22 protein-coding genes are annotated in these 25,034 nt (G+C 56.5%); 17 read left to right on the forward strand and 5 right to left on the reverse strand.

Features of this window, described 5'->3' with window-relative positions; translation table 11 throughout:
- The first annotated feature begins 180 nt into the window (after nucleotides 1-180).
- The 10 genes from mdh (at nucleotide 181) to GUC22_RS02535 (ending at nucleotide 9,884) form a co-directional block, all read left to right on the forward strand.
- Complete coding sequence (gene mdh, locus GUC22_RS02490) at nucleotides 181-1,119, forward strand: malate dehydrogenase (RefSeq protein ID WP_004139734.1); 939 nt, start codon at nucleotides 181-183, stop codon at nucleotides 1,117-1,119.
- 131 nt (nucleotides 1,120-1,250) lie between these two features.
- Nucleotides 1,251-1,895, forward strand: a complete 645-nt coding sequence (locus GUC22_RS02495) for a GntR family transcriptional regulator (RefSeq protein WP_024360659.1) — start codon at nucleotides 1,251-1,253, stop codon at nucleotides 1,893-1,895.
- On the forward strand, nucleotides 1,867-2,532 hold the full coding sequence (locus GUC22_RS02500) for a GntR family transcriptional regulator (RefSeq protein WP_004139740.1): 666 nt from the start codon (nucleotides 1,867-1,869) through the stop codon (nucleotides 2,530-2,532). The genes GUC22_RS02495 and GUC22_RS02500 overlap by 29 nt, the downstream gene beginning before the upstream one ends.
- Nucleotides 2,533-2,742: 210 nt before the next feature.
- Nucleotides 2,743-4,011: an SLC13 family permease gene (locus GUC22_RS02505; protein ID WP_024360661.1), complete on the forward strand. Its 1,269-nt coding sequence runs from the start codon at nucleotides 2,743-2,745 to the stop codon at nucleotides 4,009-4,011.
- Between the two features lie 32 nt (nucleotides 4,012-4,043).
- Nucleotides 4,044-4,943 (forward strand): L(+)-tartrate dehydratase subunit alpha, encoded by a 900-nt coding sequence (ttdA, locus tag GUC22_RS02510; RefSeq protein ID WP_004139744.1) that lies wholly within the window; start codon nucleotides 4,044-4,046, stop codon nucleotides 4,941-4,943.
- Nucleotides 4,943-5,560: a L(+)-tartrate dehydratase subunit beta gene (ttdB, locus tag GUC22_RS02515; RefSeq protein ID WP_049087090.1), complete on the forward strand. Its 618-nt coding sequence runs from the start codon at nucleotides 4,943-4,945 to the stop codon at nucleotides 5,558-5,560. Before ttdA ends, ttdB begins: the two co-directional genes overlap by 1 nt.
- A 151-nt stretch (nucleotides 5,561-5,711) precedes the next feature.
- Complete coding sequence (locus tag GUC22_RS02520) at nucleotides 5,712-5,963, forward strand: oxaloacetate decarboxylase subunit gamma (RefSeq protein WP_064411287.1); 252 nt, start codon at nucleotides 5,712-5,714, stop codon at nucleotides 5,961-5,963.
- Between the two features lie 15 nt (nucleotides 5,964-5,978).
- Nucleotides 5,979-7,745 carry a sodium-extruding oxaloacetate decarboxylase subunit alpha gene (oadA, locus tag GUC22_RS02525; RefSeq protein ID WP_160183334.1) on the forward strand — a complete coding sequence of 589 codons (1,767 nt, stop codon included), beginning with the start codon at nucleotides 5,979-5,981 and terminating at the stop codon, nucleotides 7,743-7,745.
- A gap of 12 nt (nucleotides 7,746-7,757) precedes the next feature.
- On the forward strand, nucleotides 7,758-9,059 hold the full coding sequence (locus GUC22_RS02530; protein ID WP_131930422.1) for an oxaloacetate decarboxylase subunit beta: 1,302 nt from the start codon (nucleotides 7,758-7,760) through the stop codon (nucleotides 9,057-9,059).
- Nucleotides 9,060-9,185: 126 nt separating this feature from the next.
- On the forward strand, nucleotides 9,186-9,884 hold the full coding sequence (locus GUC22_RS02535; RefSeq protein WP_098066901.1) for a triphosphoribosyl-dephospho-CoA synthase: 699 nt from the start codon (nucleotides 9,186-9,188) through the stop codon (nucleotides 9,882-9,884).
- Nucleotides 9,885-9,910: 26 nt separating this feature from the next.
- On the opposite strand, the gene degS is transcribed toward GUC22_RS02535, so the two are convergent.
- The 3 genes from degS to zapG form a co-directional block, all read right to left on the reverse strand.
- The gene (gene degS, locus GUC22_RS02540) at nucleotides 9,911-10,969 is read right to left on the reverse strand and encodes an outer membrane-stress sensor serine endopeptidase DegS (protein ID WP_004134703.1); all 1,059 of its coding nucleotides are present in this window, start codon (nucleotides 10,967-10,969) and stop codon (nucleotides 9,911-9,913) included.
- 86 nt (nucleotides 10,970-11,055) lie between these two features.
- Entirely contained in the window at nucleotides 11,056-12,423 is a 1,368-nt protein-coding gene (gene degQ, locus GUC22_RS02545) for a serine endoprotease DegQ (RefSeq protein ID WP_024358764.1), read from the reverse strand.
- 172 nt (nucleotides 12,424-12,595) lie between these two features.
- Entirely contained in the window at nucleotides 12,596-12,994 is a 399-nt protein-coding gene (gene zapG, locus GUC22_RS02550; protein ID WP_004125749.1) for a Z-ring associated protein ZapG, read from the reverse strand.
- Between the two features lie 190 nt (nucleotides 12,995-13,184).
- Between zapG and zapE the strand changes: the two genes are divergently transcribed.
- From zapE to GUC22_RS27360, 6 genes are all read left to right on the forward strand, one after another.
- Nucleotides 13,185-14,318 (forward strand): cell division protein ZapE, encoded by a 1,134-nt coding sequence (zapE, locus tag GUC22_RS02555; protein WP_049089736.1) that lies wholly within the window; start codon nucleotides 13,185-13,187, stop codon nucleotides 14,316-14,318.
- 219 nt (nucleotides 14,319-14,537) lie between these two features.
- Nucleotides 14,538-14,966, forward strand: a complete 429-nt coding sequence (gene rplM / locus GUC22_RS02560; RefSeq protein ID WP_004106200.1) for a 50S ribosomal protein L13 — start codon at nucleotides 14,538-14,540, stop codon at nucleotides 14,964-14,966.
- A 15-nt stretch (nucleotides 14,967-14,981) separates the two neighbouring features.
- Nucleotides 14,982-15,374, forward strand: coding sequence for a 30S ribosomal protein S9 (gene rpsI / locus GUC22_RS02565; RefSeq protein WP_000829815.1), 393 nt, complete (start codon nucleotides 14,982-14,984; stop codon nucleotides 15,372-15,374).
- 311 nt (nucleotides 15,375-15,685) lie between these two features.
- On the forward strand, nucleotides 15,686-16,324 hold the full coding sequence (sspA, locus tag GUC22_RS02570) for a stringent starvation protein SspA (RefSeq protein ID WP_004134697.1): 639 nt from the start codon (nucleotides 15,686-15,688) through the stop codon (nucleotides 16,322-16,324).
- A gap of 3 nt (nucleotides 16,325-16,327) precedes the next feature.
- Nucleotides 16,328-16,816 (forward strand): ClpXP protease specificity-enhancing factor, encoded by a 489-nt coding sequence (gene sspB, locus GUC22_RS02575; RefSeq protein ID WP_014226996.1) that lies wholly within the window; start codon nucleotides 16,328-16,330, stop codon nucleotides 16,814-16,816.
- A gap of 310 nt (nucleotides 16,817-17,126) precedes the next feature.
- On the forward strand, nucleotides 17,127-17,222 hold the full coding sequence (locus tag GUC22_RS27360; RefSeq protein WP_223226930.1) for a DUF1120 domain-containing protein: 96 nt from the start codon (nucleotides 17,127-17,129) through the stop codon (nucleotides 17,220-17,222).
- Between the two features lie 173 nt (nucleotides 17,223-17,395).
- Here the strand turns inward: GUC22_RS27360 and GUC22_RS02585 are convergent, their stop codons facing one another.
- Together GUC22_RS02585 and gltB are read right to left on the reverse strand one after the other, a co-directional pair.
- On the reverse strand, nucleotides 17,396-18,814 hold the full coding sequence (locus tag GUC22_RS02585; RefSeq protein WP_160183335.1) for a glutamate synthase small subunit: 1,419 nt from the start codon (nucleotides 18,812-18,814) through the stop codon (nucleotides 17,396-17,398).
- A gap of 9 nt (nucleotides 18,815-18,823) precedes the next feature.
- Nucleotides 18,824-23,284 carry a glutamate synthase large subunit gene (gene gltB / locus GUC22_RS02590; RefSeq protein WP_049250658.1) on the reverse strand — a complete coding sequence of 1,487 codons (4,461 nt, stop codon included), beginning with the start codon at nucleotides 23,282-23,284 and terminating at the stop codon, nucleotides 18,824-18,826.
- A 673-nt stretch (nucleotides 23,285-23,957) separates the two neighbouring features.
- On the opposite strand from gltB, the gene GUC22_RS02595 reads away from it, so the two are divergent.
- Nucleotides 23,958-24,893, forward strand: a complete 936-nt coding sequence (locus tag GUC22_RS02595) for a TIGR01212 family radical SAM protein (RefSeq protein WP_142477021.1) — start codon at nucleotides 23,958-23,960, stop codon at nucleotides 24,891-24,893.
- Nucleotides 24,894-25,034 lie beyond the last annotated feature (141 nt).

The following is a 25,034-nucleotide window of genomic DNA, read 5'->3' on the forward strand; positions in this document are numbered from 1 at the left end:
TCGATCCGGTACTACGCTTTGCTGGATGGTCAGTCTCAGGGAGGAAAATGCGAAGCTGCTGCATCGCTGCGCACGACCACGCATTCTTCAGCCATAATTATTGTAATTGTTCATCTTGTGAATTAAGGTCCAGGCGACGGAGTAACGAAAGACTATTTTAACCATAATAAGGAGTTTAGGATGAAAGTTGCAGTCCTCGGCGCCGCTGGTGGAATTGGCCAGGCGCTTGCCCTACTACTTAAGACCCAACTGCCTTCAGGTTCAGAACTCTCGTTGTACGACATCGCTCCGGTAACGCCGGGCGTGGCGGTTGATCTTAGCCATATCCCTACCGATGTAAAAATCAAAGGTTTTTCCGGCGAAGACGCCACCCCTGCGCTGGAAGGTGCTGATGTGGTGCTGATATCCGCGGGCGTAGCGCGTAAGCCCGGTATGGATCGCTCCGATTTATTCAACGTTAATGCCGGTATTGTGAAAAATCTGGTACAGCAAATCGCCAAAACCTGCCCGCAGGCCTGCGTCGGGGTTATCACCAACCCGGTGAACACCACCGTGGCGATTGCCGCAGAAGTGCTGAAAAAAGCCGGTGTTTACGATAAGAACAAGCTGTTTGGCGTTACGACGCTGGATATTATCCGCTCGAATACCTTTGTCGCTGAACTGAAAGGCAAATCTTCGTCAGACGTTGAGGTTCCGGTGATTGGCGGCCACTCCGGTGTGACTATTCTTCCTTTATTGTCACAAATTCCGGGCGTCAGCTTCAGCGAGCAGGAAGTGGCGGATTTGACTAAACGCATTCAAAACGCCGGTACTGAAGTTGTTGAAGCAAAGGCCGGTGGCGGCTCAGCAACGCTATCAATGGGGCAGGCCGCCGCGCGGTTCGGTCTCTCTTTAGTTCGCGCCATGCAGGGAGAGAAAGGCGTGGTGGAATGCGCCTATGTTGAAGGTGATGGCCAATATGCCCGCTTCTTCTCGCAGCCGCTGCTGTTAGGTAAAAATGGCGTAGAGCAGCGTCAGTCTATCGGTAAACTGAGCGCGTTTGAGCAGCAGGCGCTGGAGGGGATGCTGGATACGTTGAAGAAAGATATCGCCCTTGGCGAAGATTTTGTGAATAAATAACGTTTCATAAAAAGAGAAGCCGGAGCCTGGGTTCCGGCTTTTTTATGCCTTTCTCCCGCCCCGGAATGACTCAACCTGCTGGTAAATCTGCTAAACTCCCCGCGTCTTGAGCGGCAACAAACGAGGACGTCGTGAAAAAAATTGAAAGAAAGCAGACCAGGGACCACATTACTCAAATGATCCGTTACGAGATCCTTTCCGGCAGTATGAAACCGGGGGATGAGCTCGCGCAGGAGAGTATTGCGGAACAGCTGGGGCTTTCTCGTATGCCGGTTCGTGAAGCGTTACAGGCCCTGGAGCAGGAAGGGTTTCTGGTGCGCTTGCCAAACCGCCATATGCAGGTCTCACGGCTGGAGCCTGACCACGTCAGCCACATTTTCCAGGCCATTGCGGCGATGGCAACAGCGCTTTTTTCACTGGTGCCCGCGGCAGCAGGCGAGTCGCTGGCTACCAGAGCGCGAGAGCTGGGGCATCCCGGTGAGAGGATACGGGAGCTGGCGTTTCATCAGGCGCTCATTTCTTATATTGATAACCGCTATCTGGAAAAGATTTATCAGCAGTTTTTAGATGGTTATATCGGCTATGTCATTCTGTATCTGAAAGAGGATAATCAGGAGTCGGCGCAAATACTCAGTTCTCTGATGGATGCTATCCAACAAGGCGATCGCGCCGAGATCGCGCAGGAAACGCAGCGTTATTTCCTCTCTCTGGCAGAAATAATGCGTCAACACATGAAGGATTGGGAAAGTGCAGAAGCCTCGATTAGGGAAAATTAAGCTTCTTTCAGCGAAAGAGCAGGTCGCGGCAGTATTACGTAAAGCGATACTGTCGCGAGATTTAGTTGAAGGGCAAGAAATTACCCTTGAAGGGATCGCCAGCATGGTTGGCGTATCCAGTATGCCCGTGCGTGAAGCATTTCAGATACTGGCTGCGGATGGGCTGATTAAAGTCCGCCCCAATAAAGGGGCGGTTGTGCTGGGGATTAACGAACAAACGATTCGCGAGCATTACGAGATTCGCGCGCTGCTGGAGAGTGAAGCGGTCGCTAAAGCTTCTCGCCCTGGGACGGACATTTCGCGCATTGCCGAAGTCCATTACGCTGCGGAAAAAGCGCTGGCGGAAAATAACTCAGCTGAATATTCTGACCTCAATCAGGCTTTTCATATGGAGATATGGAATGCGGCCGGAAACGGCAAAATGAAGCTGCTGCTCAGCAATATGTGGAACGGGCTCTCGATGGGGCATAAGGTCACCGAGGAGGAGTATGCGATCATTTCCATACGCGAGCATAAAGGGATTTTACAGGCCCTGGAGCAGCATAATGAAGCGCTGGCCCGTCAGCGAATGCGCGAGCATATCATCCGTTCGATGGAGAATATGCTGACGCGCTACGTCGGCGAGCCCTCGGCCTGACCTCACCGCCTGCACGATCGTTGCAGGCGTCTTACCTATTCACCCCATAAATTAATTCCTCTAAGTTACTGCTTTTGCGAGATTTTGATAAAGATCTCAATCCTGACGCTTTCGTGAAAAACGCATTGACTTACTCTTTGCATGGGAATAATTTCCCTCTCGTCAATATTGGATACAATATCATATATCATTGATGGGATAATTATAAATATGGAACCGATTACCATTACTCTATGTTTGCTGGCGTTTGCTATCGCCATGTTTGTGTGGGAAAAAATACCGCTCGCGGTCACGTCTATGGTGGTTTGCGTCGCGCTGGTTCTCACCGGCGTCCTCAATCTCAAGCAGGCTTTCGCCGGCTTTATCGACACCAACGTCATTCTCTTCGTCGCCATGTTTATCGTCGGCGGGGCGCTATTTGAAACCGGGATGGCGAATAAGGTGGGGGGCGTGATTACGCGCTTCGCTAAAACGGAAAAGCAGCTGATTTTTACCATTATGGTCGTGGTTGGCGTGATGTCCGGTTTCCTCTCCAATACCGGTACCGCAGCCGTCCTGATCCCGGTCGTTATCGGCGTGGCGGCGAAATCAGGCTTTGCCCGTTCCCGACTGCTGATGCCGCTGGTTTTCGCCGCCGCGCTCGGCGGTAACCTGTCGTTGATTGGCGCGCCGGGCAACCTGATTGCGCAATCAGCCTTGCAGAACATTGGCAGCGGTTTTGGCTTTTTTGAATATGCCAAAGTGGGTTTACCGATGCTGGTTTGTGGCATGATTTACTTTCTGACCATCGGCTATAAATTCCTGCCCAACCACCCGAATAGTGGGGAAGTTGGCAGCATCGGCCAACAGCGCGATTACAGCCACGTTCCGCGCTGGAAGCAGATCCTCTCTTTGCTTGTTCTGATCGCCACGATCCTCGGCATGATTTTCGAAAAGCAGACCGGTGTGAGTCTTGCGGTAGCGGGCTGTATCGGCGCGCTGGTGCTGGTGGTTACCGGCGTGCTTACAGAAAAGCAGGCTTATAAAGCCATTGATTCACAAACTATTTTTATCTTCGGTGGCACTCTGGCGCTGGCGAAAGCGCTGGAAATGACCGGGGCGGGAAAACTGGTGGCGGATCACGTGATTGGCCTGCTGGGGCAAAACTCTTCGCCTTTTATGCTGCTGGTGGTGGTCTTTGCGCTGTCCGTCGTTATGACTAACTTCATGTCCAACACCGCCACCGTCGCGCTGCTGGTACCGGTGAGCCTGTCGATTGCGGCGGGCATGGGCGCCGACCCTCGCGCGGTGCTGATGGCGACGGTGATCGGCAGCTCTTGCGCCTACGCCACGCCAATCGGTATGCCTGCCAACATGATGGTGCTGTCGGCAGGCGGCTATAAGTTTGTTGACTACGCCAAATCCGGCATCCCACTGATTATCGTTTCCACCATTGTCAGCCTGATTCTGCTGCCAATCCTTTTCCCTTTTCATCCGTAATGAACGGAAGCTGTCCTGACTAAGGAGCCTTTATGAGCAAAAGTGAACAGATATCCCATATGACCAATATTATGGCCAAATTTGTGGGGTACACCGGCAAAGTCTTGCCTGATGACGTCACCGCAAAACTGGAAGATTTGCATAAAAAAGAGACCAGTAAACTGGCCGACGTCATCTTTACGACCATGATTGAGAACCAGCGTCTGGCAAAAGAACTGGATCGCCCTTCCTGCCAGGATACCGGCGTGATTCAGTTTCTGGTGGAGTGCGGGGCCAACTTCCCGCTGATCGGCGAACTGGAAGCGCTGCTGCGTGAAGCGGTGATCAAAGCGACCGTGGATTCCCCGCTGCGCCACAACAGCGTTGAGACTTTTGATGAATACAATACCGGTAAAAACGTGGGTAAAGGTACGCCGACGGTATTCTGGGAGATCGTTCCCAATTCTGACCAGTGCAGCATTTACACCTATATGGCGGGCGGCGGCTGTTCTCTGCCGGGGAAAGCGATGGTGCTGATGCCGGGCGCAGGTTATGAAGGCGTAACCCGCTTTGTGCTGGATGTGATGACCAGCTACGGCCTTAACGCCTGTCCGCCGCTACTGGTTGGCGTGGGCGTGGCGACCTCTGTTGAAACGGCGGCGCTGCTATCGAAAAAAGCGCTGATGCGTCCGATCGGTTCGCACAATGAGAATGAGCGTGCGGCTTCGCTGGAGAAAATGCTGGAAGACGGCATTAACAAAATTGGCCTTGGGCCGCAGGGGATGTCCGGTAATACCTCCGTCATGGGCGTGAATATTGAAAACACCGCGCGCCATCCCTCCACCATCGGTGTGGCGGTGAACGTCGGCTGCTGGTCGCACCGGAAAGGACATATCGTTTTTGATAAAGACCTGAACTACACCATTACGTCTCATAGCGGAGTGAATTTCTGATGACGAAAAAAATCCTGACTACGCCAATTAAAGATGAAGATTTAGCCGATATTAAAGCGGGCGATATTATTTATCTCAACGGTCATATTGTTACCTGTCGTGATGTGGCGCATCGTCGATTAATTGAAGGTGGGCGCGAATTACCTGTAGATGTTCGCGGCGGCGCTATTTTACACGCTGGCCCAATTGTCCGCCCAATTAAAGGCGAAGACGATAAATTTGAAATGGTCTCCGTTGGGCCAACCACCAGCATGCGCATGGAAAAATTCGAAAAAGAATTTATTGCGCATACCGGCGTGAAATTAATCGTTGGGAAAGGCGGCATGGGGAAAGGCACCGAAGAGGGCTGCGCGGAGCATAAAGCGCTGCACTGCGTATTCCCGGCCGGCTGCGCGGTAGTGGCCGCGGTGTGCGTGGAAGAGATCGAAGATGCGCAGTGGCGCGATCTGGGAATGCCGGAAACGCTATGGGTATGTCGGGTAAAAGAGTTTGGCCCGTTAATCGTTTCCATTGATACCCATGGAAATAACCTGTTCGAACAGAACAAAATTATTTTTAACCAGCGTAAAGAGATCGTCGCTGATGAAATATGCCAGCACGTAAGCTTTATCAAATAATCTGGGTTATATGAATTGCACGATAATGATGGCGATACGTTTATTGCGATAATAAACAGGGACTCTGGCCGGGGCGGTTCAGGGAAATCCACCCTTATTATTTTCGTTATAAATAACATCATTATCGTGCCTCCTGCTCGAAGGCTATTTTATGACTGATGCAGCACTGCTATTAGGTGAAGGCTTCACCCTGATGTTTCTCGGCATGGGGTTTGTGCTGGCGTTTCTGTTTGTGCTGATTTTCGCCATCCAGGGCATGTCCGCCGCCGTCAACCGCGTCTTCCCCGCACCGGCCCCGGCGCCCAGAGCCGCGCCTGCCGCCGCCGCGCCCGCTGACGACTTCGCCCGCTTAAAGCCGGTGATTGCCGCCGCTATCCACCACCATCGCCGCCTTAACCCTTAATTCACGGAGGAATCCATGACCGTTGCCATTACCGATGTCGTCCTGCGCGACGCCCACCAGTCCCTGTTCGCCACCCGCCTGCGCCTCGACGATATGCTCCCCGTCGCCGCGCAGCTCGACGACGTGGGCTACGGCTCCCTCGAGTGCTGGGGCGGCGCCACCTTTGACGCCTGCATCCGCTTTCTCGGCGAAGACCCGTGGGTCCGCCTGCGCGAGCTGAAAAAGGCCATGCCGAAGACCCCGCTGCAGATGCTGCTGCGCGGCCAGAACCTCCTCGGCTACCGCCACTACGCCGATGACGTGGTCGAACGCTTTGTTGAGCGCGCCGTCAAAAACGGCATGGACGTCTTCCGCGTCTTCGACGCCATGAACGACCCGCGCAATATGCAGGCCGCCCTGCGGGCGGTGCGCAGCCACGGGGCGCACGCCCAGGGCACGCTCTCCTACACCACCAGCCCGGCGCACACCCTGCAGACCTGGCTGGACCTGACCGAACAGCTGCTGGAAACCGGCGTCGACTCCATCGCCATCAAGGACATGTCCGGTATCCTCACCCCGATGGCGGCGTATGAGCTGGTCAGTGAAATCAAAAAGCGCCACAACGTGCGCCTGCACCTGCACTGCCACGCCACCACCGGGATGGCGGAGATGGCCCTGCTGAAGGCCATCGAGGCGGGCGTCGACGGCGTGGACACGGCGATTTCTTCCATGAGCGCCACCTACGGCCACCCGGCCACCGAGGCGCTGGTGGCGACGCTGGCCGGAACGGAACACGACACCGGGCTGGATATCCTGAAGCTGGAGAGCATCGCGGCCTACTTCCGCGAGGTGCGCAGGAAATATCACGCCTTTGAAGGCCAGCTGAAGGGCACCGACAGCCGTATCCTCGTGGCCCAGGTGCCGGGCGGGATGCTCACCAACCTCGAGGGCCAGCTGAAGCAGCAGAACGCCGCCGACAAACTCGACCAGGTGCTGGCGGAAATCCCCCGCGTGCGCGAGGACCTCGGCTTTATTCCTTTAGTCACCCCGACCTCGCAGATTGTCGGCACCCAGGCGGTGCTTAACGTCCTGACCGGGGAGCGCTACAAAACCATCGCCAAAGAGACCGCCGGGATACTGAAAGGCGAATATGGCCACACCCCGGTGCCGGTTAATGCCGCCCTGCAGGCGCGCGTGCTGGAGGGGGCCGCCCCGGTGACCTGCCGCCCGGCGGATTTACTCAAACCGGAACTGGCAATGCTGGAAGCGGATGTGAAGCGCCAGGCGCAGGAGAAGGGCATCATGCTTGCCGATAACGCCATCGACGACGTGCTGACCGTGGCCCTGTTCCCGCAAATCGGCCTGAAGTTCCTTGAGAACCGCAACAACCCGGCGGCCTTTGAGCCGGTTCCGCAGGCGGAAGAGGCGAAACCTGCCGCTGCCCCGGTAAAACCTGCCGCCTCCGGCGTCTACACCGTGGAAGTCGAGGGCAAAGCCTTTGTGGTGAAGGTCAGCGACGGCGGCGATATCAGCCAGCTGACCGCGGCTGTTCCTGCCACCGCGCCAGCCGCTGCCGCCCCGGCAGGCGCAGGCACCCCGGTGACCGCGCCGCTGGCGGGCAATATCTGGAAGGTGACTGCCACCGAAGGCCAGACGGTCGCCGAAGGCGACGTGCTGCTGATTCTCGAAGCCATGAAGATGGAAACCGAAATCCGCGCCGCGCAGGCCGGCACCGTGCGCGGTATCGCGGTGAAATCCGGCGACGCGGTGGCGGTCGGCGACACCCTGATGACGCTGGCGTAAGGAACAGGAACCATGGAAAGTCTGAACGCCCTGATTCAGGGCATGGGCCTGATGCACCTCGGCATCGGCCAGGCCATCATGCTGCTGGTGAGCCTGCTGCTGCTGTGGCTGGCGATTGCGAAGAAGTTCGAGCCGTTACTGCTACTGCCGATTGGCTTCGGCGGCCTGCTGTCGAATATCCCGGAGGCCGGGCTGGCGCTGACCGCCCTGGAGAGCCTGCTGGCGCACCACGACGCCGGGCAGCTGGCGGTGATTGCCGCGAAGCTCAACTGCCTGCCGGACGTTCATGCCATCAAGGAGGCATTAGCCCTGGCCCTGCCGTCGGTGCAGGGGCAGATGGAGCAGCAGGCGGTGGATATGGGCTACTCCGCCGGGGTGCTGGCGGTGTTCTATAAGGTCGCCATCGGGTCGGGTATCGCCCCGCTGGTGATATTTATGGGCGTCGGGGCGATGACCGACTTCGGCCCGCTGCTGGCCAACCCGCGCACCCTGCTGCTGGGGGCGGCGGCGCAGTTCGGTATCTTCGCCACGGTGCTCGGGGCGCTGACGCTGAACTACTTCGGGATTATCAGCTTCACCCTGCCGCAGGCGGCGGCGATAGGCATTATCGGCGGCGCGGACGGCCCGACGGCGATTTACCTGTCGGGCAAGCTGGCGCCGGAGCTGCTGGGGGCGATAGCGGTGGCGGCGTACTCGTATATGGCGCTGGTGCCGTTAATCCAGCCGCCGATTATGAAGGCGCTGACCACGGATAAGGAGCGGAAAATCCGCATGGTGCAGCTGCGCACGGTGAGTAAGCGGGAGAAAATCCTGTTCCCGGCGGTGCTGTTGCTGCTGGTGGCGCTGCTGCTGCCGGACGCGGCGCCGCTGCTGGGGATGTTCTGCTTCGGCAACCTGATGCGCGAAAGCGGCGTGGTGGAGCGCCTGAGCGACACGGTGCAGAACGCGCTGATAAATATCGTGACCATTTTCCTCGGGTTATCGGTGGGCGCCAAGCTGGTGGCGGACAAGTTCCTCCAGCCGCAGACGCTGGGGATTCTGGTGCTGGGGGTGATTGCGTTCTGTATCGGCACCGCGGCAGGCGTGCTGATGGCGAAGCTGCTGAACCTGTTCAGTCACAACAAAATCAACCCGCTGATTGGCTCGGCCGGGGTGTCGGCGGTGCCGATGGCGGCGCGGGTATCGAACAAGGTGGGGCTGGAGTCGGACGCGCAGAACTTCCTGCTGATGCACGCGATGGGCCCGAACGTGGCGGGAGTGATTGGCTCGGCGATAGCCGCCGGGGTGATGCTCAAGTACGTGCTGGCGATGTAGTTCTGTGCTCTTCCCGGAGGCGGCGCGTTGCGCCTGTCCGGGCTACGGGATCGCAGATGACTGTAAACCCGTAGCCCGGGTAAGGCGTCAGCCGCGACCCGGGAGATTTCCTGTAAGGAGACTTTGATGAATGAAACCATAGCATTACGTCCTGACAGCAGGGCGTCGGCAAAGGACAGCGTTGTTGATTACACCCTTGCGTCGCTGGAGGAACTTGAACAACTGCATCCGGCTCTGAATCTGCTGGCGCACCCATCAATCGCTCAGGGTAGCCATGATTTTTTTGTCCGTTGCTATGACGCTGGCGTACGGCATGCGCAGGCCGGGGCCGCTGAAACGGTGGCGGCTTTACCTGATTCGCTGACACATGAGCAGCAAGGGAGCGGGCTACTGTGTGCGGCTGCCGGGCGTCTGGAAATTCTTGGTCAGCCGCTGACGCACAATCGTCTGTGCGACCTCGCCGGTCAGTTCTGTGCTGGCATTGCGGATGTTGATAGCGAAATCCGCAGCGGTTTCTATACCGTGCGCAGCATATCGCTGCCGGTTTACCGGCGGCTGCTGCGGGATAAGCATTCATATGGCATCTGCCTGCAGCAGGCGCTGCTGCATCTGCTGGCCTGGAAAAGTGATTCCCCCTGGGCGCGGCAGCAGGCCCAGCGGTTGCTCTGGCAGGGGGGAGTTCTGGGTGATAACGGCGAGTTTGCGCTGATGACGCTCGATGATGAACTGCGGGAGCGCCAGTTTGCGTGGCCCGGACTGTGGTCGCTGCTGGCCGTGACCGGGTTTCTGGCGAAATTCCCGGCCGGGCCATTGTTTGCTGATTGAAAAGCGCTCCCCTGGCGGGGAGCCTGTTAATTGGTCGCAGGATATTCCTGGACGGCGATATGCAGCGTAAGTTTTTTATCATCGCGCATAATCACCACCGGAATTTCCGAGCCCGGGCGAATCTCTGCGACCTGGTCCATGGTTTCCAGGGCGGAAACGGCGGGCTTGTCGTTAACCGAAATAATGACGTCGTTGGCGCGGATCCCTGCCTGGGCGGCCGGGCCTTCCGGCGCAACATCATTCACCACGATCCCCTGCAGCTGATCGATCCCGCCGCCCTGCGCATGCAGCGGCGCAATTTCGCGGCCGCTGATCCCTATATAGCCGCGAATAACGCGGCCATCGCGGATCAGCTTATCCATAATCTTGGTTGCCAGCTGGAAAGGGATCGCAAAGCCGATCCCTTCCGGCGTTTCGCCATCGTTGCTTTTATCAAATGACAGGGTATTGATACCCATCAGCTCGCCCAGCGAGTTCACCAGCGCGCCGCCGGAGTTACCGTGATTGATTGACGCGTCGGTCTGCAGGAAATTCTGGCGCCCGGTGGGGTTCAGGCCGATACGGCCGGTGGCGCTGATAATGCCCTGGGTAATGGTTTGCCCAAGGTTGTACGGGTTGCCGATCGCCAGCACGACGTCACCGATATGCGGCACGCGTTTCGGGTTAATCGGAATGACCGGCAGGCCGCCGCTGGCGTTGATTTTTAACACCGCCAGATCGGTGAGAGTATCCGAGCCGACCAGCAGCGCTTCAAAAACCCGACCATCCTGTAGGGCCACGATAATCTGATCGGCATCGTTGATAACGTGCTTATTGGTCAGGATATAGCCGCGCTGATCCATGATCACGCCGGAACCGAGCGTTAGCTGGTTATGGCTGGTGCTGTTGAGTGCCCGGTTATAGACGTTCACGACCGCCGGGGCGGCGCGGCGAACGGCGGAATTATAGCTGGCGGGGGATTCATCCGCGCTATCGTATTGCGTGGTCGGCGAAAGCTGCCACTGGCGCAGCGAAGGCATAACGGCCAGCAGCAGACCGCCGACAATCAAACCAATAAGTATCGAACGTAAAAGCTTTCCAGGCATGATGCAGATATCGTTGATGGATGGACAGGCGCAGCATAACACGTCTTGTCCGGACATCGCACTGCACGCGATGCCCGGAAGGCGAGTTAACGCAGCAGCAGATAGATGCTTTCGCTGCCGCGAACGACGTTCAGCGCAATCACCGTCGGCTTGCTTTCAAGCACTTTTCGCAGTTCAGCAATGGACCTTACGCGCTCGCGGTTGAGGCCAATAATGATGTCGTCTTTATGCAGCCCCGCCTGGGCGGCAGGGCTGGCTTTATCGACATTATCAATGACGACGCCTTTGGTCCCGTCTTTCATCTGACCGTCGCTTAACGATGCGCCCTGCAGGGCTGGCGCGATAAGTTCGGCGCTGGCGGAAGAAGAGGTGCTCTTGTCGAGGGTGACTTCAACTTCTACGGGCTTTCCTTCGCGCAGGAGCCCCAGCTTCACCTTGGTCCCCGGCTCGGTCGTGGCGATGCGGGAGCGCAGTTCGGCGAAGCTGTTGAGCGGCTTGCCGTTCAGGCTGACGATAACGTCGCCAGATTTGATGCCCGCTTTGGCCGACCCTGAATTTGGCAGCACTTCGCTGACGAAGGCGCCGCGCTGGACGTCGAGATTCATCGCTTTGGCGATATCCGCGCTCATTTCCATGCCTTTGATGCCCAGCAGGCCGCGTTTGATTTCACCAAACTGAATAAGCTGCTGGGAGAGAATTTTCGCCATATTGCTGGGGATCGCGAAGCCAATGCCGACGCTGCCGCCGCCCGGGGCCAGAATGGCGGTGTTGATGCCAATCAGCTCGCCGTTGAGGTTCAGCAGCGCGCCGCCGGAGTTGCCGCGGTTGATCGAGGCATCGGTCTGGATAAAGTTCTCCAGCCCTTCAAGATTCAGGCCGCTGCGGCCAAGGGCTGAAATAATCCCGGATGTGGCGGTCTGACCCAGACCAAACGGGTTACCGACGGCGACGGCGAAATCGCCTACCCGCAGCTTATCGGAGTCGGCGATCGCGATTTGCGTCAGATTGCTGGGTTTTAACAGCTGCAGCAGGGCGATATCGCTCTGCTCGTCGCTGCCGACCAGTTTGGCATCGAACTCGCGACCATCGTTAAGCTGGACGCTGATTTTCTGCGCCTGATTAATCACGTGATTATTGGTCAGCACGTAGCCTTTTGCCGCGTCAATGATGACCCCAGAACCCAGGCCTTCAAACGGCTGCGCCTGCTCTTGCGGCGCATTGTCGCCAAAGTACTTCTTCAGCTCTTCCGGCATATTCTGCGCGGGTGACGCGGTGCCCTCAACCTGTACGCTCACCACCGCCGGCAACACTTTTTCCAGCATCGGCGCGAGGCTTGGCAACGCGCCCTGGCCGGGAACCTGTGTCGGTAAAGACGCTGCTGCCGGAGGTAAGGCGGACAACGACAACCCAACGCTTAACGCTAACGCACTTAACAGCAAAGTCTGTTTATTCATTAGATGCTGGCTCTCGTAACCTGAGGTGTATGGGAAACGTCCCGAATGGTCCGATGTTATTGAATTTTCGGCCCGGTAACAATGTGGGCGATAGTTAAATTGTAGCTGGGATGAGAGGTTGAAACGGGCGCTGAGGGTGCGCCCGGAAAATATTTTTACTGTCGTTGGCGGATTAGTCGCGCTTTACGCCGCCGCGCAGCAGGCCGGAGGCGCCTTCAGAGTAGTCGCGCGGCATCTGGACCGGAGCCTGATCGTTGCCCGCTTCCGACTCTTCCAGACGATTGCGGAACGGATTGGCGTCCGCCATGCTGTCCGGCAGCAGGTTGCTGGAACTTTTCGCCATATGCTGATACAGCTGGCGGTAATCATGCGCCATGTTATCCAGTAGCTCTGCGCTCCGGGCAAAATGGCTTACCAGCTCTTCGCGGTACTCTTCCAGCTCTGCTTTATTCTTTTCCAGTTCAAACTGCAGCGCCTGCTGTTGGCGTAATTTGCGATTGCCAAAACGCATCGCGACGGCGCCGATAATGATGCCGACAACTAGCCCAATTAGCGCGTATTCCCAGGTCATGAACATCTCCCGTTGTTTTGTGGTTCCGTAGGATGGCTGTGAGGCTCTCCGCCTGCGCCCGATAGTGCCACTATAACCGCTAATTCCACAGAAGTGGAATCCTGGCGTATCATCACGTAGTGTAGAGCGGCCTTTTTTTCGTCAATCGTGAGCTACGGCATTACGGTTTTCAAGGAATAAGAATTAGATCATGCAAAGCCTGTCCCCAACATCGCGTTACCTTTCCTCTCTCAACGAGGGGAGCCACCAACCTGACGACGTACAGCGAGAAGCGGTCAGCCGCCTCGATACGATTTTTCATGAATTGCAGAATAAACCTTCGGCAGCGCCGCAAACCGTCGGCGGTTTACGGGCGAAATTCGGCAAGCTGCTGGGCAAGCGCGAACCCGTTGCCGAAACGGTCGCGGTTCGCGGTCTCTATATGTGGGGCGGGGTCGGCAGGGGGAAAACCTGGCTGATGGACCTGTTCTATCAAAGCCTGCCGGGAGAACGTAAACAACGTCTGCATTTTCATCGGTTTATGCTGCGGGTACATGAAGAGTTAACGACGCTGCAGGGGCACAGCGATCCGCTGGAAATCGTTGCGGACCGTTTCAAAGCTGAAACCGACGTGCTCTGCTTCGATGAGTTTTTCGTCTCTGATATTACCGATGCGATGCTGTTGGGCGGTCTAATGAAAGCGCTGTTCGCTCGCGGCATAACCCTGGTGGCGACATCGAATATTCCTCCTGACGAGCTGTACCGGAACGGCCTTCAGCGCGCCCGTTTCCTGCCCGCCATCGACGCCATTAAGCAACATTGCGATATCATGAATGTCGACGCCGGTATTGATTACCGCCTGCGCACGCTGACCCAGGCGCATCTGTGGCTGTCGCCGCTGAATGCTGAGACCCAGCAGCAGATGGATAAATTGTGGCTGGCGCTGGCAGGTGCGAAGCGCGAACAGGCGCCGACGCTGGAGATCAACCATCGTCCGCTGCCGACGCTGGGCGTAGAGAACCAGACGCTGGCGGCGTCGTTCGCCACGCTGTGCGTGGATGCGCGCAGCCAGCATGACTATATTGCGCTCTCGCGTCTGTTTCATACCGTGATGCTTTTTGAGGTGCCGGTGATGACTGGGCTGATGGAGAGCGAGGCGCGGCGCTTTATCGCCCTGGTTGATGAGTTCTATGAGCGCCACGTTAAACTGGTGGTCAGCGCGGCGGTACCGCTTTATGAGATCTATCAGGGTGAGAGGTTAAAATTCGAGTTCCAGCGCTGTTTGTCGCGCCTGCAGGAGATGCAGAGCGAGGAGTATCTGAAGCGGGAACACTTACCGGGGTAAAACCGGGTACAAATCACATAAAGGGGTCGATCTTTGACCCCGACTTCTCTATAATCTTGCGACCCCACGTTACGAGAAGGTTTTTTTCCCAAAACTTTCTATGTGCCGGCATAGGCTATTCGAAGGGGTAGGTTTGCTGGACAATGTCGTGTGAACCTCAACTGACTAAACGTTTGGGTGTTCACCAACGTGTAACTTATTTATTTGGGTAAGCTTTTAATGAAAACTTTTACAGCTAAACCAGAAACCGTAAAACGCGACTGGTATGTTGTTGACGCGACCGGTAAAACTCTGGGCCGTCTGGCTTCCGAACTGGCTCTGCGCCTGCGCGGCAAGCATAAAGCGGAATACACTCCGCACGTTGATACCGGTGATTACATCATCGTTCTGAACGCAGAAAAAGTTGCTGTAACCGGCAACAAGCGCGAAGACAAAATGTACTACCACCACACCGGCCACATCGGTGGTATCAAAGAAGCGACCTTTGAAGAGATGATTGCCCGCCGTCCTGAGCGTGTGATTGAAATCGCGGTTAAAGGCATGCTGCCAAAAGGCCCGCTGGGTCGTGCTATGTACCGTAAGCTGAAAGTTTACGCGGGTAACGAGCACAACCACGCGGCACAGCAACCGCAAGTTCTTGACATCTAATCGGGATTATAGGCAATGGCTGAAAATCAATACTACGGCACCGGTCGCCGCAAAAGTTCCGCAGCTCGCGTTTTCATCAAACCGGGCAACGGTAAAATCGTTATCAACCAGCGTTCTCTGGAACAGTACTTCGGTCGTGAAACTGCCCGCATGGTAGTTCGTCAGCCGCTGGAACTGGTCGACATGGTTGAGAAATTAGATCTGTACATCACCGTTAAAGGTGGTGGTATCTCTGGTCAGGCTGGTGCGATCCGTCACGGTATCACCCGCGCTCTGATGGAGTACGACGAGTCCCTGCGTGGCGAACTGCGTAAAGCTGGTTTCGTTACTCGTGATGCTCGTCAGGTTGAACGTAAGAAAGTCGGCCTGCGTAAAGCACGTCGTCGTCCTCAGTTCTCCAAACGTTAATTGTTTTCTGCTCACGCAGAACAATTTGCGAAAAAACCCGCTTCGGCGGGTTTTTTTATGGATAAATTTGCCATTTTCCCTCTACAAACGCCCCATTGTTACCACTTTTTCAGCATTTCCAGAATCCCCTCACCACAACCTCTTCAAAATCTGGTAAACTATCATCCAATTTTCTGCCCAAATGCAGGTGATTGTTCATTTTTTGTTTGGATGACGAACGAAATGAAGTCACGCAAATGGGGTTTTTACATCTGGCTGGCCATGCGTGGTCGGCAGCAGTACAAAAATTCTGAATATACCTGGAGGTTTTCATGGCTGTCGCTGCCAACAAACGTTCGGTAATGACGCTGTTTTCTGGTCCTACTGACATCTATAGCCATCAGGTCCGCATCGTGCTGGCCGAAAAAGGTGTTAGTTTTGAGATAGAGCACGTGGAGAAGGACAACCCGCCTCAGGATCTGATTGACCTCAACCCGAATCAAAGCGTACCGACGCTTGTGGATCGTGAGCTCACTCTGTGGGAATCTCGCATCATTATGGAATATCTGGATGAGCGTTTCCCGCATCCGCCGCTCATGCCGGTTTACCCGGTGGCGCGTGGGGAAAGCCGTCTGTATATGCAGCGTATCGAAAAGGACTGGTATTCGTTGATGAATACCATTCAGACCGGTACCGCTGCGCAGGCTGATACTGCGCGTAAGCAGCTGCGTGAAGAACTACAGGCGATTGCGCCAGTTTTCACCCAGAAGCCCTACTTCCTGAGCGATGAGTTCAGCCTGGTGGACTGCTACCTGGCACCACTGCTGTGGCGTCTGCCGGTTCTCGGCGTAGAGCTGGTCGGCGCTGGCGCGAAAGAGCTTAAAGGCTATATGACTCGCGTATTTGAGCGCGACTCTTTCCTCGCTTCTTTAACTGAAGCCGAACGTGAAATGCGTCTCGGTCGGGGCTAAATGATGGATGTATCACAGCTGACGCCGCGTCGCCCGTATCTATTACGAGCGTTCTATGAGTGGCTGCTGGATAACCAGCTGACTCCGCATCTGGTCGTTGACGTCACTCTGCCGGGCGTAATGGTCCCGATGGAGTACGCTCGCGATGGGCAAATTGTTCTCAATATTGCCCCACGCGCTGTCGGTAACCTCGAGCTGGCCAACGACGAAGTGCGTTTTAACGCGCGCTTCGGCGGCGTGCCGCGCAATGTCTCCGTGCCGATGGCTGCCGTACTGGCGGTTTACGCGCGTGAGAATGGCGCAGGGACCATGTTCGAACCGGAAGCGGCCTATGATGAAGATGTCACTAGCCTGAACGATGACGAAGAGCTGCCTGACAGCGAAACGGTCATGTCGGTGATCGATGGCGATAAGCCGGATAATCACGACGACGATCCCGACGATACGCCGCCTCCTCGCGGTGGGCGTCCGGCGCTGCGCGTCGTAAAATAATCTTTGCCAGGCCCTTCGGGGCCTGTTTTATATCTTAATTCACATCTGAATTTGATAACATCATTAAAAATGAGCGAAGCGTGTTTCTGAACATGCTTCGCTTTTTTTATCCTATAGTCGGCAGCCTTGGTGTAAATAGACCCGTTTTAGTTCCCGGATTTTTTTGCGATCCCGGCCAAATTGACCCTGGCCCAATACTTTATGCCGCCAACAATCTGAACATGGATTTTACCGTGACCGCGGAGGCGGCGGGGTATACACCGACTTTAGTAATAACGACGTCGTTGATTTTGGCTCGCGGCATGTCGGCTTGCTATCAACCACCGCCTTTACCCAACTGGGCGCGCGGGACATCACTTTAACGATTCACTGTGAGACGTCCACCGGGATCGCCATTACGGCATGAGATGCCCGCGCCAGTTCCGCTCTCACAGGCAAAGACGCCTTTACAGATAAGCGCAGCGGTTGGGGGTAATATCAGAAGCGGGCAGAAGGTGTAGCTGGACGGCGAGGCGGTAATCAGCATTGTTTATCTTTGAATAAAGAGCTTGCGGGCACGGAGCCCGCAAGCTTCTCATTTTACACTTCCAGATAGTTCAGGATCCCGTCAGCCGCCTTACGGCCTTCGGCAATCGCCGTCACCACCAGATCGGAACCGCGAACGATATCACCCCCGGCGAAGATTTTCGGGTTGCTGGTCTGGAAGGCGTTGTCGCTGCCTTCCGGCGCAATCACGCGGCCCTGAGAATCGAGCTCGACGCTGTGCTTCGCCAGCCATTCCATGCTGTGTGGACGGAAACCAAACGCCATTACAACGGCATCGGCGGGCACCACATGCTCAGAACCGGCCACGATTTCCGCGCGGCGGCGGCCTTTCGCATCCGGCTGGCCCATCTCCGTACGCGCCATCTTCACGCCGCATACCTTACCGTTGGCATTCACTTCAATGCCCAGCGGTTGGACGTTGAACTGGAACTCCACGCCTTCTTCACGCGCGTTTTTCACTTCGCGCTTCGAGCCCGGCATGTTCACCTCATCACGGCGATAGGCGCAGATGACGTGAGTGGCGTTCTGGCGAATCGAGGTCCGCACGCAGTCCATAGCGGTGTCGCCACCGCCAAGAACCACGACGCGCTTGCCTTCCATGCTGACGTACGGCTCGTCCGCCGTTTCGCCAAAGCCCATGATCTGTTTGGTATTGGCGATCAGGAACGGCAGCGCATCAAAGACCCCGCTAGCGTCTTCGTTTTCCAGCCCGCCGCGCATGGACTGATAGGTCCCGACGCCGAGGAACACCGCATCGTAATCTTTCAGCAGATCGTCGAGCTGTACATCGCGGCCCACTTCGATATTGAGTTTGAACTCGATGCCCATGCCGGTGAAGATCTCGCGACGGCGGGTCATCACCTCTTTTTCCAGCTTAAACGCCGGAATACCAAAGGTCAGCAGACCGCCGATTTCCGGATGGCGATCGAAAACCACCGCCTTCACGCCGTTGCGGGTCAACACGTCGGCGCACGCCAGGCCCGCTGGACCCGCGCCGATAATGGCGACGGTTTTACCGGTTTGCTTTACGCCGGTAAGGTCGGGGCGCCAGCCCATTTCGAACGCTTTATCGTTGATATAGCGTTCGATGTTGCCGATGGTGACCGCGCCGAACTCATCGTTCAGCGTGCAGGAACCCTCGCACAGACGATCCTGTGGGCAAACGCGCCCGCAGACTTCCGGTAAGGTATTGGTTTGATGCGACAGCTCCGCCGCTTCAAAAATACGTCCTTCATTAGCCAGCTTCAGCCAGTTCGGGATGTAGTTATGCACCGGGCACTTCCATTCGCAGTACGGGTTGCCGCAGGACAGGCAGCGGTCCGCCTGTGCTTTGGCCTGGCCTTCTGAAAACGGCTCGTAAATTTCCACAAATTCAATTTTACGGATCTTCAGCGCTTTCTTTGGCGGATCAACTCGCTGTAAGTCGATAAATTGATAGACATTCTGACTCATCTTAACCCCTTACTGCGCCTGCACCCGCAGCTCAGCTGCGGAACGACTACGGTGACCCAACAGTGCTTTAACATCGCTGGACTTCGGTTTAACCAGCGCAAACTTCGCTGAGAAGGCCGGCCAGTTAGCCAGGATCTCTTCGCCGCGCTGCGAGCCGGTAAGCTGCACGTGCTCGGTAATCAAACCGCGCAGGTGCTCTTCATGGATGGCCAGAGAGTCAACGTCCAGCACTTCTACCAGTTCAGGGTTCACGCGTTTGCGGAAGTCGCCATCTTCATCCAGAACGTAACCAAAGCCGCCGGTCATGCCTGCGCCAAAGTTGACGCCGGTTTTACCCAGCACGCAGACGATGCCGCCGGTCATGTATTCACAGCCGTTGTCGCCAATACCTTCGACGACGGTGATCGCGCCGGAGTTACGCACCGCGAAACGCTCGCCCGCACGGCCCGCAGCATACAGGCGACCGCCGGTCGCGCCGTACAGGCAGGTGTTGCCGATGATGCTGGCTTCGTGGCTACGGAAGGCCGAGCCTACCGGAGGACGAATGGCGAGCAGGCCGCCAGCCATCCCTTTACCCACATAGTCGTTCGCATCGCCAGTCAGATGCAGTTCGACGCCGCCGGCATTCCACACGCCGAAGCTCTGGCCCGCAGTACCGCTAAAGTGGGCGACAATCGGGTCGGCAGCGAGACCCTGGTCGCCGTGAGTCTGGGCGATATAACCGGACAGCGATGCGCCAACGGAGCGATCGGTGTTGCGGATATCGAACCAGAACGTTTTGCTCTGCTTGCTGTCAACAAACGGTTTCGCCTGCTGCAGAAGCTGGGCATTGAGTACGCCATTGTCGAACGGCGGGTTGTTCTCCGTGCAGTACAGCGCTTTGCCAGGATGCGGCTCAGCGGTTTCCAGCATCTTGCTCAGATCCAGCTTCTGCTGCTTGGCGGTAAATCCGTCCAGCTCTTTCAGCAGGTCGGTGCGACCAATCAGATCCACCAGACGCTTCACGCCCAGCTGCGCCATCAGCTCGCGAGTTTCGCGGGCGATGAATTCAAAGTAGTTGGTCACTTTAAACGGCAGACCGTGATAGTGGTTCTTACGCAGTTTGTCGTCCTGGGTTGCTACGCCGGTTGCGCAGTTGTTCAGGTGGCAAATACGCAGATATTTACAGCCCAGCGCGACCATTGGGCCGGTACCGAAGCCGAAGCTCTCAGCCCCGAGGATGGCCGCTTTGATGATATCAAGGCCGGTTTTCAGGCCGCCGTCCACCTGCAGACGAATTTTGTGGCGCAGCCCGTTGGCAACCAGCGCCTGCTGGGTTTCCACCAGTCCCAGTTCCCACGGACAGCCTGCGTACTTCACTGAAGAGAGCGGGCTGGCGCCGGTGCCACCGTCATAGCCAGCGATGGTGATTAAATCCGCGTAAGCTTTTGCCACGCCGGTGGCGATAGTCCCGACGCCCGGTTCGGAAACCAGCTTCACGGAGATCATCGCCTTCGGGTTGACCTGCTTCAGGTCGAAAATCAGCTGCGCCAGATCCTCGATAGAGTAAATATCGTGGTGCGGCGGCGGGGAGATCAGCGTCACGCCCGGCACGGAATAGCGCAGTTTGGCGATGTAGGGCGTCACTTTATCGCCCGGCAGCTGGCCGCCTTCGCCAGGCTTCGCGCCCTGAGCGACTTTAATCTGGATAACGTCGGCGTTGACCAGATAAGCGGGGGTTACGCCGAAGCGGCCGGAAGCAACCTGCTTAATGCGCGAGACTTTATTCGTGCCATAGCGCGCCGGGTCTTCGCCGCCTTCGCCGGAGTTGGAATTACCGCCGATGCTGTTCATCGCTTCCGCCAGCGCTTCGTGCGCTTCGGGGCTCAGCGCGCCGATAGACATCGCCGCGGTATCGAAGCGTTTGAACAGCTCGCTGGCCGGCTCAACGTCTTCCAGGCTCACCGTGGTGCCGTCCGGCGTCACGGCCAGCAGATCGCGCAGCGTTGCCGCCGGACGCTCGTTAACCAGCTTCGCGTACTGCTGGTAATCGCCGTATTCGCCGCTTTGTACCGCTTGCTGCAGGGTACGCACCACGTCCGGGTTGTAGGCGTGATATTCGCCGCCGTGGACGTACTTCAGCAGGCCGCCCTGGTCCAGCGGTTTACGCGCCAGCCAGGCACGTTTCGACAGGTTCAGCAGATCCTGCTGGAAGTCATCGAAGCCCGCGCCGCCGATGCGGCTGACGACGCCCTGGAAGCACAGGTCGGAGACGTCGCGATGCAGGCCGACCGCTTCAAACAGCTTCGAGCAGCGATAGGACGCAATGGTCGAAATCCCCATCTTCGACATGATTTTATACAGACCTTTGTTGATGCCGTTACGATAGTTCAGCATCACCGCGCGGTACTCTTTGTCGATGGCTTTGTTATCCACCAGCTTCGCCAGGGTTTCATAGGCGAGGTACGGGTAGATAGCCGTCGCGCCGAAGCCGAGCAGCACGGCAAAATGGTGCGGATCGCGGGCGCTGGCGGTTTCGACAATAATGTTGGCATCGCAGCGCAGGCTCTTATCGACCAGTCGGGTCTGAATTGCGCCGACCGCCATCGGAGCCGGTACCGGCAGACGGTTTTTCGCGATGTTGCGGTCAGAGAGCACCAGCAGAACGGTACCGTTACGTACCATCTGTTCGGCTTTATCGCACAGCGCCTTCACGGTTTCAGCCAGCGTGGTTGCGGTGGCATCAAAAGTGATATCCAGGACGTCGGCGCGATAGTGCTCCTCTTCCATGGTGGTCAGCTGTTTAAAATCGGAGTACAGCAGAATCGGCGATTTGAAGCTCAGGCGGTGCGCCTGGCCTTCCGCTTCGCAGAAGACGTTCATTTCACGGCCGATGCTGGTGGCCAGCGACATGACGTGCGCTTCGCGCAGCGGATCGATCGGCGGGTTGGTCACCTGCGCGAACTGTTGGCGGAAGTAATCGTAAATGATACGCGGCTGGCTGGAGAGCACGGCAAATGGGGTATCGTCGCCCATTGAGCCGACCGCCTCCTGGCCGTTTTCACCCAGTACGCGCAGGACGGAGTCCAGCTCTTCAGCGCTGTAGTTAAACTGTTTCTGGTAGCTGGCGAGGGTATCATCGTCCAGCTGGCGGCTACCGACCTCTTCATCCGGCAGATCTTCGAATGGCACCAGGCGACGGACGTTTTTCGCCATCCACTCTTTATATGGGTGGCGGCTTTTCAGATCGTTGTCGGTTTCCGCGGAGTGCAGAATACGCCCCTCGCGGGTATCGATAACCATCAGCTCGCCCGGGCCAACGCGGCCTTTTTCGACCACTTCATCCGGCTGGTAATCCCAGATCCCGACTTCGGAAGCGCAGGTGATGAGCTTGTCTTTGGTGATGACGTAGCGCGCCGGGCGCAGACCGTTACGGTCGAGGTTACAGGCGGCATAGCGACCGTCGGACATGACGATGCCCGCCGGGCCGTCCCACGGCTCCATATGCATGGAGTTAAAGTCGAAGAACGACCGCAGGTCTGGATCCATATCCGGGTTGTTTTGCCAGGCTGGCGGCACCAGCAGGCGCATGGCGCGGATGATATCCATCCCGCCCGCCAGCAGCAGCTCCAGCATGTTATCCATGGAGCTGGAGTCAGAGCCGGTTTCATTGACGAACGGCGCGGCGTCGTGGAGGTCCGGGATCAGCGGCGTCTGGAACTTATAGGTACGGGCGCGGGCCCACTGGCGGTTGCCGGTGATGGTGTTGATCTCGCCGTTGTGCGCCAGATAGCGGAACGGCTGCGCCAGCGGCCAGCGCGGCACGGTGTTGGTGGAAAAGCGCTGGTGGAACAGGCAGATCGCCGACTCCAGGCGCAGGTCCGCAAGATCCAGGTAGAAGCGCGGCAGATCCGCCGGCATACACAGACCTTTATAAATGTTGACCAGGTTCGACAGGCTGCAAACGTAGAAATCTTTATCTTCCTGCAGGCGTTTTTCGATACGGCGACGCGCGATGAATAAACGGCGCTCCATGTCGCGCGGACGCCAGCCAGCCGGGGCGTTCACAAAGATTTGTTCAATACGGGGCAGCGAGGAGAGGGCGATTTCACCAAGAACGCCTTCATTAGTCGGCACATCGCGCCAGCCAACGATAGACAGCGTTTCGCGTTGAAGTTCTTCTTCGACGATGCGGCGTGCCGCTTTGGCCAGTTCAGGATCCTTATTAAGGAACAGCATCCCAACGGCGTAATTTTTGGCTAAACGCCAGCCGCGCTCTTCCGCAACAATTCGGAAGAAACGATCGGGTTTTTGTAGCAGCAAGCCACAACCGTCGCCGGTTTTTCCATCGGCAAGAATCGCGCCGCGGTGCTGCATTCGGGCCAGTGCGTGTATAGCGGTTCGCACTACCTTGTGGCTAGGTTCGCCTTCTATGTGGGCGATCAGGCCGAAACCACAGTTATCCCTCTCAAGGGATTTATCGTACAACATATCAGTGAACCTCCCCAGGCTCTACGGGACACCCTCCGATACCGATTGCGCACGGGCACAGAAAGAGCATGGCGACGGGGTTTACACCTCGCATTCGCCCTCTTTAAATCCTTTTCGCGTCGGTACACAAGTTTGAGGACTTGCTGTTAAGAGGGAATCTCAATTACTGCATAAATATGATGAGCAGAGCGCTCATCCAGAAAGCTTCCAGCGGATTCCCAACTTATCGGGAATCCACACATACGTCAAATGGCAATCTTATTTATACAAAAATGTGCTATACAACATATAATATACTGATTTTTAAGAAAATAACGGTCTTTTGAATGCCAAGGAAGCGCAGGGAACGGCTTGATCGAGTGTGATCTGTCTCACTATATCGACGGCACGCTATTATCGTTCTGTGCTGAAGTGTTCATTTATTGCAGTTTTTTAAACTGGTTTTTGTTTGATTAAAAGTTATTGGTACTGTTTTATGCCCTGGTAAAGATAATGGCAAATCAGAGGCTATATATAAGGAAAACTCATTACCATGATGGTGAATTAAATTGCAGTTATCTTGATTGTTTATGCAATGAGATAAGCGGCCGCGTTGACGATTGATCCAGGTCATCGCCGTCGGTAGCTAAAAATGGCAGGCTTGGCCCCTTTCTTAAGGCCGGTCTATCAGATTATGCAGTTACAAAAATTAGTCAATATGTTTGGTGGGGATCTTATGCGCCGCTACGGTGAAAAGGTTCATAAACTGACGCTGCACGGTGGATTTAGTTGCCCAAATCGCGATGGCACCCTTGGTCGCGGCGGCTGTACGTTCTGTAATGTCGCCTCTTTTGCCGATGAAGAACAGCAGCACAGCTCGATCGCTGAACAGCTGGCCCATCAGGCGCAGCGGGTTAACCGCGCAAAACGCTATCTGGCCTATTTCCAGGCTTATACCAGCACCTTTGCCGAGGTACAGGTACTGCGCTCCATGTATCAGCAGGCGGTCAGCCAGGCGAATATCGTCGGGCTCTGCGTGGGCACTCGCCCGGACTGCGTCCCCGGAGCGGTATTGGATCTGCTGTCTGAATATCGGCAGCAGGGTTATGAAGTCTGGCTCGAGTTGGGTTTACAAACCGCGCACGATAAAACGCTGCGCCGAATTAATCGCGGCCACGATTTTGCCTGCTACCAGCGTACAGCTCGTCTGGCGCGCGAGCGGGGCCTCAAAGTGTGCAGCCACCTTATCGTTGGCCTGCCGGGTGAAGGGCAGAGCGAATGCCTTGAAACGCTAAAACAGGTGGTAGAGACCGGCGTAGACGGCATTAAGCTGCATCCACTTCATATTGTGAAGGGCAGCATTATGGCCAGGGCGTGGCAGGCCGGAAGGTTGCAGGGTATTGATCTGGCGGACTATACGGTCACCGCAGGCGAGATGATCCGCCATACCCCGCCAGGGGTGATTTATCACCGTATTTCCGCCAGCGCCCGACGTCCTATGCTGCTGGCGCCGCTGTGGTGTGAGAACCGTTGGACCGGGATGGTTGAGCTGGATAAATATCTCAATGAATACGGCGTTCAGGGGTCAGCTATTGGTCGTTGCTGGAGATCTCCGGCCGCTACCGAATAACGTCATCGCCAGCCGCATTCCGGCTGACCGCTACCCCCAGGCAGGCGCGTAACTACAATCCTTCCCGCATTTTTCGCACAACTTACAGCGTCTTGCTCAGAATTGAGTATTATTGTGCGAAGTTGTCGCGAAGGAATCCCT

The sequence above is a fragment of the Klebsiella sp. MPUS7 genome, from assembly GCF_009905335.1.
In the GTDB taxonomy this organism is placed as follows: domain Bacteria; phylum Pseudomonadota; class Gammaproteobacteria; order Enterobacterales; family Enterobacteriaceae; genus Klebsiella; species Klebsiella grimontii.